General features: G+C 34.9%; 11 protein-coding genes and 1 pseudogene. 5 read left to right on the forward strand and 7 right to left on the reverse strand.

Going from position 1 to position 14,254, the window contains the following annotated elements; translation table 11 throughout:
* Positions 1-7 precede the first annotated feature (7 nt).
* Positions 8-427 carry a hypothetical protein gene (locus INR76_RS09660; protein WP_223107707.1) on the reverse strand — a complete coding sequence of 140 codons (420 nt, stop codon included), beginning with the start codon at positions 425-427 and terminating at the stop codon, positions 8-10.
* Positions 428-508: 81 nt separating this feature from the next.
* Between INR76_RS09660 and INR76_RS09665 the strand changes: the two genes are divergently transcribed.
* Positions 509-1,342, forward strand: a complete 834-nt coding sequence (locus INR76_RS09665; protein WP_223107708.1) for a S1 RNA-binding domain-containing protein — start codon at positions 509-511, stop codon at positions 1,340-1,342.
* A 1-nt stretch (position 1,343) separates the two neighbouring features.
* Here the strand turns inward: INR76_RS09665 and INR76_RS09670 are convergent, their stop codons facing one another.
* Both INR76_RS09670 and INR76_RS09675 read right to left on the reverse strand, forming a co-directional pair.
* Positions 1,344-1,898, reverse strand: a complete 555-nt coding sequence (locus INR76_RS09670) for a hypothetical protein (protein ID WP_223107709.1) — start codon at positions 1,896-1,898, stop codon at positions 1,344-1,346.
* Positions 1,899-1,925: 27 nt separating this feature from the next.
* Positions 1,926-3,047, reverse strand: coding sequence for an aminopeptidase C (locus tag INR76_RS09675; protein ID WP_223107710.1), 1,122 nt, complete (start codon positions 3,045-3,047; stop codon positions 1,926-1,928).
* Between the two features lie 81 nt (positions 3,048-3,128).
* Here INR76_RS09675 and INR76_RS09680 point away from each other — a divergent pair, with 81 nt between their 5' ends.
* Genes INR76_RS09680 through INR76_RS09690 form a run of 3 tightly spaced genes read left to right on the forward strand, consistent with a single transcriptional unit; the run spans position 3,129 to position 5,568 of the window.
* Positions 3,129-3,968 (forward strand): 1,4-dihydroxy-2-naphthoyl-CoA synthase, encoded by an 840-nt coding sequence (locus tag INR76_RS09680; protein ID WP_223107711.1) that lies wholly within the window; start codon positions 3,129-3,131, stop codon positions 3,966-3,968.
* A gap of 57 nt (positions 3,969-4,025) precedes the next feature.
* Positions 4,026-4,760, forward strand: coding sequence for a LuxR C-terminal-related transcriptional regulator (locus INR76_RS09685; protein ID WP_223107712.1), 735 nt, complete (start codon positions 4,026-4,028; stop codon positions 4,758-4,760).
* A 16-nt stretch (positions 4,761-4,776) separates the two neighbouring features.
* Entirely contained in the window at positions 4,777-5,568 is a 792-nt protein-coding gene (locus INR76_RS09690) for an alpha/beta fold hydrolase (protein WP_223107713.1), read from the forward strand.
* A 324-nt stretch (positions 5,569-5,892) separates the two neighbouring features.
* Here INR76_RS09690 and INR76_RS09695 read toward each other — a convergent pair whose 3' ends face one another.
* Entirely contained in the window at positions 5,893-8,028 is a 2,136-nt protein-coding gene (locus INR76_RS09695) for a T9SS type A sorting domain-containing protein (RefSeq protein ID WP_223107714.1), read from the reverse strand.
* Between the two features lie 417 nt (positions 8,029-8,445).
* Between INR76_RS09695 and INR76_RS09700 the strand changes: the two are divergent.
* Positions 8,446-8,559 (forward strand): annotated as a pseudogene (locus INR76_RS09700) (1,4-dihydroxy-2-naphthoyl-CoA synthase); the annotation flags it as partial.
* Positions 8,560-8,562: 3 nt separating this feature from the next.
* On the opposite strand, the gene INR76_RS09705 reads toward INR76_RS09700, so the two are convergent.
* The 3 genes from INR76_RS09705 to INR76_RS09715 form a co-directional block, all read right to left on the reverse strand.
* Positions 8,563-9,534 carry a sterol desaturase family protein gene (locus tag INR76_RS09705; protein WP_223107715.1) on the reverse strand — a complete coding sequence of 324 codons (972 nt, stop codon included), beginning with the start codon at positions 9,532-9,534 and terminating at the stop codon, positions 8,563-8,565.
* 208 nt (positions 9,535-9,742) lie between these two features.
* The gene (asnB, locus tag INR76_RS09710) at positions 9,743-11,413 is read right to left on the reverse strand and encodes an asparagine synthase B (protein ID WP_223107716.1); all 1,671 of its coding nucleotides are present in this window, start codon (positions 11,411-11,413) and stop codon (positions 9,743-9,745) included.
* 299 nt (positions 11,414-11,712) lie between these two features.
* Positions 11,713-14,127: a thiamine pyrophosphate-dependent enzyme gene (locus INR76_RS09715; protein ID WP_223107717.1), complete on the reverse strand. Its 2,415-nt coding sequence runs from the start codon at positions 14,125-14,127 to the stop codon at positions 11,713-11,715.
* Between the last annotated feature and the right edge of the window lie 127 nt (positions 14,128-14,254).

Here is a 14,254-nt window from a genome sequence, read left to right on the forward strand (position 1 = left end):
TAGTAGTTTACTCTCCTTTACTTAACAGCTCTTTTGCCCACAAAAATGCTTTTGATAGACTAGAGAATGATTGAAAAGGTTTTTTAAAGAATGCAGATTCCATTTCTGCATTTTTTTGACCAATTTTATTATTTGAAACAACAGCAATACCTTTTAATTCAGGGATTTTTTCTAGGTAAATATAATCTTGTGGGTTGAGCGAGTAGGAGTGTATACGGTTTGAAATATATACCCAAGTAGGTTTATCAACATATGTAAGACCTTTAACCAATATAGAAAATGCGGTTTCATATGAAAGTGTAACCCCTTCGTTACCTTCAAAAACTATAACATCATCATACATATAGGCTACGCCCAATTCAGTTTTTAAAACTTTTTTAAGTACTGCAGACTCTGGTAAATCGTGATGATCAGGTTTTGGATACATAATTTGTGAAATTAGTGAATTATTTAAAATGATGACACGTTTTTTTAATATTTTAGATGCCTTAATAGTACCTTTGTGTTTATGATTCAAATAGGAAAACACCAAACGCTTACCATTTTAAGAGAAACTGATCCTGGATTGTATCTAGGAGATGATTCAGAAAGCGAAATATTATTACCACACAAGTACAAGCCCGATCATTTTGAAATAGGTGACGAAATACACGTTTTTGTTTATTTGGATAACGAAGAACGTCCCATAGCTACAACTTTGGAGCCTTACGTAACGTTAAATGAGTTTGCCTACCTTCAATGTTGTGATGTAAACAAATACGGTGCTTTTATGGATTGGGGCCTAGAAAAACAGTTGTTTGTTCCTTTCAAAGAACAAGCACGACCAATGAAAGAAGGTAGCTGGTATATTGTTTATTTATATTTGGATGACAAAACAAACAGATTGGTAGGCTCTAGCAAGACCAATCGCTTTTTAGATAATACTTCTGTTACAGTAGAGAAATTTGAAAAAGTATTTATTCTTGTTACCCATATAACCGACAAAGGAGCCAATGTAATTGTCAACGGAAAGCATCACGGACTCATATACATTGATGATATATTTGAAGATATACGAAGCGGAGACCAATTAGACGCATATGTAAAAAAAGTGCGTCATGACAATAAAATTGATATTGTTTTACAAGCTCCTGGTTACCGAAGTATAGAGCCCAACGCTAACTATATTCTAGATGAATTGAAAGCAGCAGGAGGATTTTTACCACTTCACGATAAAAGCGATCCTGAAACAATTAAAAACGAATTAGGATTAAGTAAAAAAAGCTTTAAAAAAGCAATAGGAAGTCTTTACAAAGACAAACAAATTTTAATAAAAAGCGACGGAATAGAATTAATAGAATAGATTAATATTCATTTACTTGAATACTTATAGTGCTTTTATTGCCTCTGTTTCTGTACAATGTTAAATTTGATTGCCTATAGTAGGGGTTATAATAATAAGGATTCCCATAATAAGGGTTTCCATAATAAGGCATTGACTGGTTTTTGTATACTGAATTTTGCACCGGTGAATATTCATCATCAGCATATACTTTGAAGCGGTTAGCATCATTAAATCCGGGTTTTGCAAATTGATTATTCAATCGAGTAGTAAAAGGATTATCGCCGGTAGCTTTTGAGTCAATAAAATTATTGTCTTTAGTGGCGGCAGAAAACATATCTACAGGCTGCCAATACTCATTTGATGAAACCACAACTGGCGCTATTTCTGGTACTAATATTGAAATACTACTAAAAAAATCTTGTTTTGCATCAAACGGGTGATAGGGGATTAAGTCTAATCCTTTAATTTCTATAGATGGGACAGCATCGATAGAAAAGCCTTTCGTCTCAAAATCAGATTGAGCGACTGCTAAAACAGGAAATAAAACTAGTAAAAGGAAAAACTTTTTCATCATTGTAATGATATCAAATTTTAAGCCAAATTACAAAGATAGCTTCTTTGAAGTAGCTTTTGGTACAGCATCTTTATGTACCATAATACTTATTGTTTTTAGTTTCATATAAGCCTCGCTAAAATACACATAACCGCCATTGGCTGTTCTGCTTTCATCGGTGCCCCAGCTGTTTTTAACCTTGTAATATTTAGTTCCATTCTGGTCACGTAGCATACCAGTAATGTGCATTAAATGATCATCTGTAGTATTATAATTTTCAAACTCGGCTTGACGGTATTCTTGGGTGATATTTTTTTCAGGATAAATGCCTTGCAATGCTTTAATATTATTTTCTGAAACTTCAGGAATCACAGCAACTCCGTCTTTTGAAGAAAAAGTACGTTCGCTTACATCACAATCTAGTTCTACAGTAAATCCGTTTTGTAAAGCGTGATCAATGGTAGCCATCATTTCTTGCAAAGGAACATTGTAAAAGCTTCCATTACTCCAGTTATCAGGAATATTCAAAATAAATTGTGAATAAAAAGGAGCTTGAGTGAAAGAAGTAATACTTACATAATCTTGAGGATTCAGTTTTGTCATTTTTAAAAATGATTGAGGCGTGTATTCTTTACCTTGATACTGAAATGTTTTTGGGTTGCTTCCTAAGTACGCATCCAAAACTCCGGCAGTTGCTTGTCTCCATTTTGGGCTCAATTCACGTGCCGGGTTATCAATATAGGTTTGTAGCATAGCTTTTAAGACAGCTACTAGTTCTGCATGATTATAACTTTCTTCATTGGCAAACAAACCACTATAAGCTTCTTGAGGTACCAGACCATAATCACGAACAGAATTAACAACATCGTGAGCCAAACCACCTTCGCTAAATTGAGCTTTACCTTGACGCATGATAAAATTTTCAGCCTTTTTTGGGTAGGTGTTACGTACTTGATACATTTCAGAAAGGTTGATTTCTTTTCCGGTTAACCGTATTATTTCAGATTCTAAAAAAGAAGAAGTGGAAAAGCTCCAGCAAGTTCCCGTTCGGCCTTGGCTTATAACGGGTGTAGTTTCCAGATCAATTTCAGTAGTGAACTTATAAGCTTCTTGAGCAGTTATAGTTAGTGTTGAAAGGATTATTCCGAAGAAAAATAATAGATTTTTCATTAGTTTTAAGTAAATATGGATTAACATAGAATTATTCCCAGCTTCAAGGGAATTAGTATCTTTACCGTAAAAATATAAAATATGAGTACACCTGACTGGAAAACAGCTAAAGAATATTCAGATATCACTTATAAAAAGGCAAATGGCGTAGCCCGAATTGCTTTTAACCGTCCCGATGTTCGCAATGCGTTTCGACCTAAAACCACTTCTGAATTGCTGGATGCTTTTCACGATGCACAGGAAGATACCAGTGTTGGTGTGGTATTATTATCTGCCGAAGGTCCTTCTTCTAAAGATGGCGTCTATAGTTTTTGTAGTGGTGGTGATCAAAAAGCCCGCGGACACCAAGGTTATGTAGGTGAGGATGGGTACCATCGCTTAAATATTCTGGAAGTTCAACGGTTAATTCGCTTTATGCCAAAAGCTGTAATTTGTGTAGTCCCTGGTTGGGCTGTTGGTGGCGGTCATAGTTTGCACGTGGTTTGCGATATGACGTTAGCCAGTAAAGAACATGCTATTTTTAAGCAAACCGATGCCGATGTAACCAGTTTTGACGGTGGCTACGGAAGTGCTTATTTAGCTAAAATGGTAGGGCAGAAAAAAGCACGTGAAATCTTTTTCCTCGGAAGAAATTACAGCGCACAAGAAGCTTTTGAAATGGGCATGGTAAATGCGGTAATCCCACATGACGAATTAGAACAAACTGCTTATGAATGGGCGCAGGAAGTGTTAGGAAAGTCACCAACTTCTATAAAAATGCTAAAATTTGCAATGAATCTAACCGATGACGGAATGGTCGGGCAACAAGTATTTGCAGGGGAAGCAACAAGGCTTGCTTATATGACAGAAGAAGCTAAAGAAGGACGAGATGCCTTTTTAGAAAAAAGAAAGCCAAATTTTGATAAAAAGTGGTTGCCTTAAAATATTTTAAACCTACGTATTTGTTTTTTGTCTTTATACGCGCTAAACTCAAAATTTATGTTCAAATCCAGTAAAGAATTTGTTGAAGACATTCAGAAAACCTTCGGCTATTCTAAAATGGAAGCTCTCGATTTTACAAAGGTCAAAAATTTTCCTTTAAATGTAACGCAATGTTTGTATGTAATTGATTGGCAATCGGGTAGTGTAGTGTACCAACGAAACGTGGATAAAATTCTTGGTTATTCGGAAGAAGAATTCACTATGGAGAAAATCTTGGAAATTGCACACCCCAATGATATTCAAATCGTGCGTAGGGCAACGCAAGCAATCGTAAACCATTTGGTTGAAAATAAAAAAATGTCCATGCGGGATACTTCCCTGAACATTACCTACAGATTTCGAAAGAAAGATGGTACGTATATAAAACTGTTGCGACAATCTTCGTTTTATTCTAGGACCCCCGAAGGAAAATTCAGGTCAAATATCTCATTGCTAACAGACATATCATTTTTTGATGATTCTGAAATCGTTCAATGGGATTTTATCACGCCTAAAGTTGATCAAGACGAACTGAAGAAGCGTGTATATGAAGAATTCTCATCCTTATTTACGGCAAGAGAGCTTGAGATAATCAAATTGTTGGCAATAAATCTTACTTCAAATGAAATAGCAGAAAAATTATTTATAAGTCCACATACCGTAACCACACACCGAAAGAATATGTTGCAAAAAGCACAGTGTAACAATACAGCAGACTTGCTTACATTTTGCCACAAAATTGGGGTGTTGTAGAAATTTTTTAGGAAATATGAAAAAGAAGAGTTGTATTATAAACGGACATCGTATAGGTTATCTTGAGGTAAATCCGATCGCGGAAAAAACCATTCTTTTTATCCACGGAAATTCTCTTTCTAAAGCCATTTTTACAAAACAACTGGAAAGCCAGCAGTTAAGGGCATTTAGAATGCTGGCGCTGGATTTACCAGGACACGGCGATTCGCAGTGGTTGGAAACATATTCGGTACATCAGATTGTAGATGATCTTGCAACGTTTTGCAATCAATTAAAACTAAAAAACTATACAGTTGTTGGTCATTCTTTCGGCGGACACATGGCCATTCAGGCACTGCCAAAATTGAAAAAATGCATAGGCATGATTTTAATTGGAACGCCACCTCTACAACTTCCCTTGAATATTGAAGAAGCTTTTATGCCGCACCCTGCAATTCCGTTACTGTTCAAAAAGGTGTTGAGCGAAAGTGAAATGGACCTCTTTGCGACATCCTTGACGAATAAAGAGCACAAAGATTTTGTAATAGAACAGCTTAAGAATACCGACCCAAATTTTAGGGAAAGTTTGTTACAATCTATCCAAGAAAGCCAAATGCAAGATGAATTGGAGGTTTTGAATGATAATAATTTACCCATTGCGTTACTGTTTGGAGAAGAGGATGTTTTGGTAAATTTTGAGTACTTGAAAAAACTTGAAAAAAATGATCTAACAAAATTTACTTTTCAGAAAGTGGAGGGTGCGATGCACTTGCCGCAGGTGGAATTCTCAAAGAGATTAAATTTATTATTGAAAAATACATATCGATAGTTTTGTTCAGTATTATGTTTTCGAAGGACACAGCCGGTATACAGTCTGTAGTGTGAAAGAAGCACGAACTTTTCAATTAAGCCCACATCCGAATTTTTAAATTTGGCGTCTTTGTAAATATGCCTTAACTTTTATTAAGCAACTGAATGGCTATGAGCTATATACATTGTTGCCATTTTGTTGTTTTTTAGAGTTCAGATTATTTTATTAATTTTTTTTGTGATTAAGTGTTTAATTGAGTACAGTGCGTTTTTTATTTCATTCGACACTTTTGTCTTTACTCATTATAGACTAAAATTTGTTTAAAAAAGCTAAATCTTTAATTTATTCCTTTATAAAACGCTGTTCTAAAATTCGATCTTTATTAGATAAACTTATGATGTAGATTCCACTGCTATAATCTTCAATATTAAGAATAAAAGTATCCCCATTAACTTTTTGTTTACTTATAAGTCTACCATTTAGATCATAAATATTTAGTATGCTATTTTCAAGTTTTTGTGCCAGTTTGACATTTATCCAGTTTTTTGCAGGGTTTGGGTAAATTTTTAGTTGGGAAACGTTATTATCATTAACGTTTAATTCGGGGTCAATAAAAATTGAAATAGGCTTTCTTTCAATTATAAGGTCAGGTATTAATGGGTTAGTAATCCGACAAAAATATACACCACTATCAGATTCTTGTGCATTTACAATATCGTATGTTGGGTCGTTGGCATCTTGAATGCTAGAGCCGTCTTTAAACCATTGAAATTGATTGTTTAATGATGAACTACCTTGTCTGTCGTCGGCAGCATATTGGGTCATACTTAATGTAATGTTTGATCCTATACCAGTAACAATATCCTGAGGAGGGTCTGTTGTGAATTGTGGGGAATATAAAAAGTTGTTTGGTATAACTTGTAAATAATCAGATAGAACAACATTAATATCTTCAAATTGATAATTGTTATTTCGAATTAAAACAGCTTCAAGATTAGCATTACCAGAAAAATTTGGAATATTTCCAAATAAAGAATTACCATCAACAATTAGCATGGTATTAGAGCTTAAATTGTTAAAAGAGATAGGTATTTCTCCTTCTAGGTTGTTGTTTGCCAAGAAAATCCCCGTTATCACTTCAGCTCCATTTATTACACCAGTTCTAACGCCGTGCCATTTTCTTGGTTGAAGATTACTTGTCCAATTGGCATTATTAACCCAATTGTCGCCATTGGTATTACTATAAAAACTTGAGAGTATATTCAAATCTGTTTGTTGTATTACTTCTGCCCTATTTAATTTCAATACCACTCTTTTAGAAGCACCATTTTCAACATATAAAAAAAGCGGATTTATTGTATCTCCATCTACACCGAAAGAATTTCCTAAATAAAGTCCATTTAAATTTGGTGTTATAGGTGCGGTCCCTGTGCTTGAAGAAGTTATAATGTCCATTAAGTCATAATTGGAACCATTAGTGGAGGAATAAACATATATACCAATGTGAGTACCATTATAGCTCAAGGCTGCAAAACCAGACGAAGTATATGAGAGCGATTGTCCAAACAAATTTGAAATCGCATTTGTCTCTGGAATTAATTCTTGATTTGGATTGGATGGATAGAATCCCATAGAGTTCCTTAAATAAACAAACACCTTCCCTTTTGAAGCTACAATTAATTCATTATTGCTAGCAATTAAGTTTGCACCAAAAAGATCCCCAGGTTCTAAATTAGGTGGAATAATGTCCGGAAGATTATTATTACCCGGTCCATTTTCACTTATTGTTAGTTGTAGTATTCTACCAGTATTGCTATTTGAACCTGTTGCTGATACCAGTAAGTTTTGTCCAGACCATGCTAGTCCTGCCCCAAAAAGTTCATTAGGTTGCCCAAATTCATTCAAAAAGGCATTATCAATATCTTCTACCCAGCCTGTAGCAGTTCGTCTCAAAATGGACACGCCGCCTCTACTATTATTATAATTACAAGCGCCAACTGCAATTCGAACACCATTATTACTTGAAAAGGGCTTACCAATTGCTACTGACTCCCCAAAACCCCCACCACATCCACCTACTACAATACTAAAGTAGGTTTCTTCCCAAATCCCTGCTTGATTTTCAAAAATAAAAACATGAGAATTGCTTTGAATTACCATTAAATTTTCAGTTAGAGAAAAATCTATGCTATGTCCAAAACCAGATACAGCAAATGATGGAGTAATTGTTTGACTTAATGTCCAATTACCATTTATTCTATTGTAAACATACACTTTACTATCTTGTTGTGCAGTTATTAGCATAGTATCATCAACAACTTTAATCTTATGACCAAACCCATCGAGATTATTTCCTGATGTGTTAGGGTCATCTATTTGCTGGGTCGTGTAGTACAAAGCATCCCTAGTCATTGCTGGGGTTTGAGATGCAATTTCACTTGCTGTAAAAATTAAGAAAAGGATTATTAGCTTTTTCATTATTTTAGTATTAAGTTATTAATTTAAAAACACAGTAAATTATTGATTAATAAAATCTTAAGTTGGTAATTGTAATTTTGATTGCCTATAATTTATTACTGTAACTATCATCGATTATTAGATATTTTTACTGAGAACCTTCTTCTTTAACCCTTTATCGATAAACACATTCAGCTTGTAATTCCAATGTTTTAGTTTTTCTTTGATTCAATGCCAATTTAGTTGTTGCTGTAGTTATTTATGTGACATAATGAATGACAACTTTCTCATAATAGCTAGTTTGCTATCAAAGCTATACCAAATTAAAAATCAAAACAATACCTAGCGATAGGTATATTTTTCTTTTGAGAATTCTTATTTAATACTTAGTTCCTCTTACCTTTATAACTTGTCGAAGAAGGTATGATAAGCAAGTAATTGTTCGAAGGAGAAGCTACACGTTTAGCATACATGACCGAAGAGGCTAAAGAAGGTCGAGATGCCTTTTTAGAAAAACGGAAACCTAATTTTGATAAAAAATGGTTGCCTTAACATTTAGGCAACCTTCAATTCTTTTTCTTTTTCCACTTTTTTACGTTCCGCTTCAAGTTTTTCCTTAGCCATTGCTTTACGAATTTGCTTTACGGTTAAGGTGCTACCGTCGTGACTCCAACCTGGAGGACCAAATGCGTACATAAATTTGTGGTACCAGTTGCTAGATTTTTTCATGTCTTGCCAAATATTCTGGTATTCATGCATTAAAATTACGTAGAGATTATATGAGTTTGGTGGAGTAGATACACCATACTCAATATCAATTGATTCGTCCAATTCTTTCCAAGTGCCGAATATTCTATCAAATATATTGAGAATCCCGCCGTGGTTTTTATCCATATATTCAATATTACAAGCGTGGTGTACTTGATGCATAGTATGTGTGTTTATAAACTTTTCAAAAATCCCCAATTTTTTTATGTATTGTGTGTGAAGCTGAAACTGCCATAAAGCCTCGATACCTAAACAAACCACTAACATTTCAGGAGGGAAACCTATTATTACAATCCAAACATAGAAAAATGGTTTGTATAATATGGTAAACCAACCATTTCTAACGGCTGTACCTAAATTAAAATTATCTGACGAATGATGAACAATATGTGCCGCCCAAAGAAAACGAACCATATGGTTTTGCCTATGAAACCAATAATAGGTAAAATCATCCAGCAGCATACAAACAATCCAAACATACCAAGCATACCCGAATGATTCATAACCCATAATATTGGTGCGGACACCGTCTACTACAGGGTTAAAAAGGTCATAGGCAAAATTAAAGACCAAAATAACTGATGCAGTTTTGAGTAACGCTCCTAATATTGCCGAACCAACACCCAATGAAAGGCTTGAGATAAAATCTTTCCATTTGTAAAGGTCTTTATCATCAAAAACTTTACTGTACGAAAGCTCTAAAGCAATAAAACCTAAAAAACAAGGGACCCCATAAACGAGTGGGTTTGTAAAATCCATTTATAAAAGTTTTGTGATTTATATTTGATGGAGCAAAAACTGCAAGTTACGAGTAATGCTTATCAAAAACTGACTAATAACTGTTTTTCTAAAAACGTCATTATATAATATACTGATTTTAATAACAACAAAAAACTAAATAGCATCATAAAAAAAACGCCTCAAGTAAGATGAGGCGTTTTATTGATTATTCAATTTTTTTTAAAAATTATTTTTGATATGCGTCACTATGTACATTTGCAACAGCCCGTCCACTAGGGTCGTTCATGTTTTTAAAACTCTCATCCCATTCTAATGCTGCAGGACTACTACAAGCCACAGATGGAACAGAAGGAACACTCAATGCAGCCGTATCACTTGGAAAATGTTCTGCAAAAATAGATCGGTAATAAAACTCTTCTTTGCTAGTAGGTGTTTGTATAGGAAATTTATACCTTGCATTTTCCATTTGGTCATCACTTACTTGCTCATTTACCATATCTTTTAATGTATCAATCCAGCTGTAACCTACGCCATCACTAAATTGCTCTTTTTGCCTCCAAGCAACGCTTTCTGGTAACATATCTTCAAATGCTTTTCGTAGTACCCATTTTTCCATACGTTCTCCATTTATCATTTTATCTTTTGGGTTTAACCGCATTGCTACATCCATAAACTCTTTATCTAAAAACGGTACCCGGCCTTCAATACCCCACGCAGCCAAGCTTTTATTAGCTCGTAAACAATCATATTGATGCAACTTATCTAGTTTTCTTACTGTTTCTTTATGAAACTCTTCTGCATTTGGTGCTTTATGAAAGTACAAATACCCTCCAAATATTTCATCACTTCCTTCACCACTTAAAACCATCTTTATGCCCAAAGCTTTAATTGCTCTTGCCATCAAAAACATAGGTGTAGAAGCTCTAATGGTAGTAATATCATATGTTTCGAGGTGATAAATTACATCTCTAATGGCGTCAATCCCTTCTTGAATTGTAAATTTTATTTCGTGATGTACAGTGTCTAGATGATCTGCTACTTTTTGTGCCGCTGCCAAATCTGGACTTCCTTCTAGACCAATGGCAAAAGAATGTAATCTTGGGTACCAAGCATTTTCTTTATCGCCGCTTTCAATGCGCTTGTCTGCATATTTTTTGGCAATTGCTGAGGTAATAGAAGAATCCAATCCGCCTGAAAGTAAAACACCATATGGTACATCACTCATTAATTGACGATGCACAGCGGCGTCTAGAGCTTCACGCAATTCTTCAATGCTGGTTTCATTGTCTTTTACTGCTTCATATTCCATCCAGTCACGTGTATACCATTTTTTTAATTCGCCTTCTTTGCTGTAGAGGTAATGTCCAGGAGGGAAGAGTTCAATTTTGGTACAAATACCTTCTAACGCTTTTAATTCTGAAGCAACATAGAACGTTCCATTTTGGTCCCAACCCATATACAAAGGGACTATTCCCATATGATCACGAGCAATTAAATACTCGTCATTCTCAACATCATAAATAGCAAAACCGAAAATACCATTTAATTCATCCAAAAAACTACTTCCTTTTTCTTTAAATAGCGGAAGTATAACTTCGCAGTCAGATTTTGTTTGAAATTCATACGTTTCTTCAAACTGTTTACGAAGCTCTAGGTGGTTATAGATTTCACCATTTGCTGCTAAAACCAATTTTTTATCTTGACTATAAAGCGGTTGCTTTCCTGAAGTAGGGTCAACAATAGCTAGGCGCTCGTGAGCCATAATGGCTTTTTCATTATCAAATATTCCACTCCAGTCTGGCCCGCGGTGACGAATGCATTTTGACATTGATAATACTTGCAGGCGTAAAGCTTCTGCTGATTCTTTTAGTTTAAAGGCACATACAATTCCACACATAATTTCTATTTTTTTAATGGTTAGTAGTTTTTTTGCATAAAAAAACCCGTCAAGTTTCAAAAACCTGACGGGCTATATATCGCGACAAGTTTTTGCTACGGCAACGGGTTATTATTATTGTTATTTAATACGTTGTGAGATAACATAACTTGCTTTTTTTACTTTGTTATTTGTAAATATTCAATAAAAAAATTGTAAAATCCAAATTTTGAACAGTAATTTTTAAAAATCTATTCTAAAAACACCTTTGTAATACCTTTAAAATAAGGGTTTTACTTTTTATAAAATTCTGAAATAATTTATCTTAGCTTAGGAAAGTTTTCCGGATTTACTTCATGAATAATTTCATATACCTTTTCAAACACATCTTCTACTGAGGGTTTTGTAAAGTAATCTCCGTCTGTTCCGTAAGCAGGTCTGTGTGCTTTTGCTGTTAAGGTTTGCGGTTTACTGTCTAAGTGACGGTATCCGTTTTGCTTATCAATTATGGTATCTAGAATGTATGATGATGCTCCACCGGGAACGTCTTCATCGATAACTAACAACCTATTTGTTTTGGCAACACTTTTTACTAGATCTTCATTAAGATCAAGTGGTAATAATGATTGTACATCAATTACTTCAGCATTAATACCTACTTGTTGTAATTCTTTTGCGGCTTCTTCTACAACGCGGAGGGTACTTCCGTAAGAAACTAAGGTTATATCTTCACCTTCTTTTATTGTTTCAACCACACCAATAGGTGTTCTAAAAGCACCTAAGTTATTTGGCATTTTCTCTTTAAGGCGGTATCCATTTAAGCATTCAACAATTAATGCAGGTTCGTCGGTTTCAAGTAGTGTGTTGTAAAATCCAGCTGCTTTTGTCATGTTTCTTGGTACCAAAACATACATACCGCGTAAAAGGTGTATTAAACCACCCATTTGTGAACCACTGTGCCAGATACCTTCAAGGCGATGCCCTCTGGTACGAACAATTAATGGTGCTTTTTGAGTACCATTGGTACGATAACGAACGGTTACTAAATCGTCACTCATTATTTGCAAGCAGTATAAAATATAATCCAAATATTGAATTTCTGCAATAGGACGCAATCCTCGCATTGCCATTCCTATTCCTTGTCCCAAGATAGTGGCTTCACGAATACCAACATCTGCAACGCGTAAAGCTCCGTGTTTTTCTTGCAATCCTTCAAGTCCTTGATTTACATCACCAATCTCACCACTATCTTCCCCAAAAATCAGGGTTTCTGGGTGATTACTGAAGATTGCATCAAAGTTATCACGTAACACCACACGGCCATCAACTTCTTTTGCATCACTATCATAAGTAGGTTTTATTTCTGAAATGGTTTTGGCATTTTCTTCTGCTTCAGAATAAAGATGGGCGCTGTATTTTGGTTGAATAATTTCATAGTAATTTTCAATCCAATCTATCAATTGCTGTTTTTCAGTTGATTTTTCTGAAGTTACATAGCGCAATGCTTTTCTTGCAGAACCCAAAATTGTTTTCCGAAGTGGCTCTTTATCTGAAGCCAATTCATTTTTAATTTTTTCTATAAAAGTTTTGTTCTGGCTACTTTCAGCTAAATTTCCTAAAAGAGTTAAAGCTTCTTGTTGTTCTTTCTTTTGAGGGGCTAAAAATGCTTTTAATGCAGCTTTTTTACCATCTCGAACTTCTTTCTTTATTGTTTTTTCAATTTCAGAAAGCTCTTCATCTGTTGCAATATCGCTTTCAATCATCCACTTACGCATTTGAACATTACAATCGTGTTCAGACTCCCATTCTAGTCGTTCTTTGCTTTTATAGCGTTCGTGGCTACCGCTAGTACTGTGTCCTTGTGGTTGTGTTAACTCAAGAACGTGTATCATTACTGGTACGTGTTCTTCTCTGGCAATTTTCCCAGCTTTTTGATAAGCTTCAATCAACTCGGGATAATTCCAGCCTTTAACGCGAATTATTTCATATCCTTTTTCTTTTTCGGTACGCTGAAATCCTTTTAATATTTCTGAAATATCTTCTTTGGTAGTTTGGTGCTTTGCGTGAACTGAAATCCCATATTCATCATCCCAAACATTGATTACCATAGGCACTTGTAATACACCAGCAGCATTTATAGTTTCCCAAAACAATCCTTCACTAGTACTTGCATTACCAATAGTACCCCAAGCTACTTCATTTCCATTTATAGAAAAATTGGTTTTATCTTCAATGCCTTTTACATTTCTGAAGATTTTGGATGCTTGAGCTAACCCTAATAAACGTGGCATTTGACCTGCGGTAGGAGAAATATCTGCACTACTGTTTTTTTGAGCGGTAAGGTTTTTCCAGCTTCCGTCTTTATTTAAACTATGTGTTGCAAAATGCCCACCCATTTGTCTACCGGCGCTCATAGGATCTGCTTCTAGATCTGAATGACCATATAATCCCGCAAAAAATTGTTGAATAGTCAATTCACCTATAGCCATCATAAAGGTTTGATCACGATAGTAACCGCTACGCCAATCTCCATTTTTAAATGCTTTTGCCCAAGCTAATTGAGGCACTTCTTTACCATCGCCAAAAATCCCGAATTTTGCTTTTCCGGTGAGTACTTCTCTACGCCCTAAAAGGCTACATTCTCGGCTTGTTACTGCAATTTTATAATCTGAAAGAACTTCGGCCTTGAAGTCTTCAAAAGAAAGATCACTATTGGTTTTTGGGTCTGTTTGCATAGTCTAAATTTTGAAATACAAAAGTAGGCAAAACAGCCGTGTTATGCAACGCAAGTTTTTTAATGATTTATTAAAATATTGCTTATTAATTGATAATTATTTAATTGAAGTAGCTATTTTAAGAAAG

Source organism: Marixanthomonas sp. SCSIO 43207, assembly GCF_019904255.1.
GTDB lineage: Bacteria > Bacteroidota > Bacteroidia > Flavobacteriales > Flavobacteriaceae > Marixanthomonas.

What these genes read in the sequence shown, in the direction of transcription:
- INR76_RS09660 (WP_223107707.1), bottom strand. Translation starts at nt 427, where the DNA reads ATGTATCCAAAACCTGATCATCACGATTTACCAGAGTCTGCAGTACTT.
- INR76_RS09665 (WP_223107708.1), top strand. Translation starts at nt 509, where the DNA reads ATGATTCAAATAGGAAAACACCAAACGCTTACCATTTTAAGAGAAACT.
- INR76_RS09670 (WP_223107709.1), bottom strand. Translation starts at nt 1,898, where the DNA reads ATGATGAAAAAGTTTTTCCTTTTACTAGTTTTATTTCCTGTTTTAGCA.
- INR76_RS09675 (WP_223107710.1), bottom strand. Translation starts at nt 3,047, where the DNA reads ATGAAAAATCTATTATTTTTCTTCGGAATAATCCTTTCAACACTAACT.
- INR76_RS09680 (WP_223107711.1), top strand. Translation starts at nt 3,129, where the DNA reads ATGAGTACACCTGACTGGAAAACAGCTAAAGAATATTCAGATATCACT.
- INR76_RS09685 (WP_223107712.1), top strand. Translation starts at nt 4,026, where the DNA reads ATGTTCAAATCCAGTAAAGAATTTGTTGAAGACATTCAGAAAACCTTC.
- INR76_RS09690 (WP_223107713.1), top strand. Translation starts at nt 4,777, where the DNA reads ATGAAAAAGAAGAGTTGTATTATAAACGGACATCGTATAGGTTATCTT.
- INR76_RS09695 (WP_223107714.1), bottom strand. Translation starts at nt 8,028, where the DNA reads ATGAAAAAGCTAATAATCCTTTTCTTAATTTTTACAGCAAGTGAAATT.
- INR76_RS09705 (WP_223107715.1), bottom strand. Translation starts at nt 9,534, where the DNA reads ATGGATTTTACAAACCCACTCGTTTATGGGGTCCCTTGTTTTTTAGGT.
- asnB (WP_223107716.1), bottom strand. Translation starts at nt 11,413, where the DNA reads ATGTGTGGAATTGTATGTGCCTTTAAACTAAAAGAATCAGCAGAAGCT.
- INR76_RS09715 (WP_223107717.1), bottom strand. Translation starts at nt 14,127, where the DNA reads ATGCAAACAGACCCAAAAACCAATAGTGATCTTTCTTTTGAAGACTTC.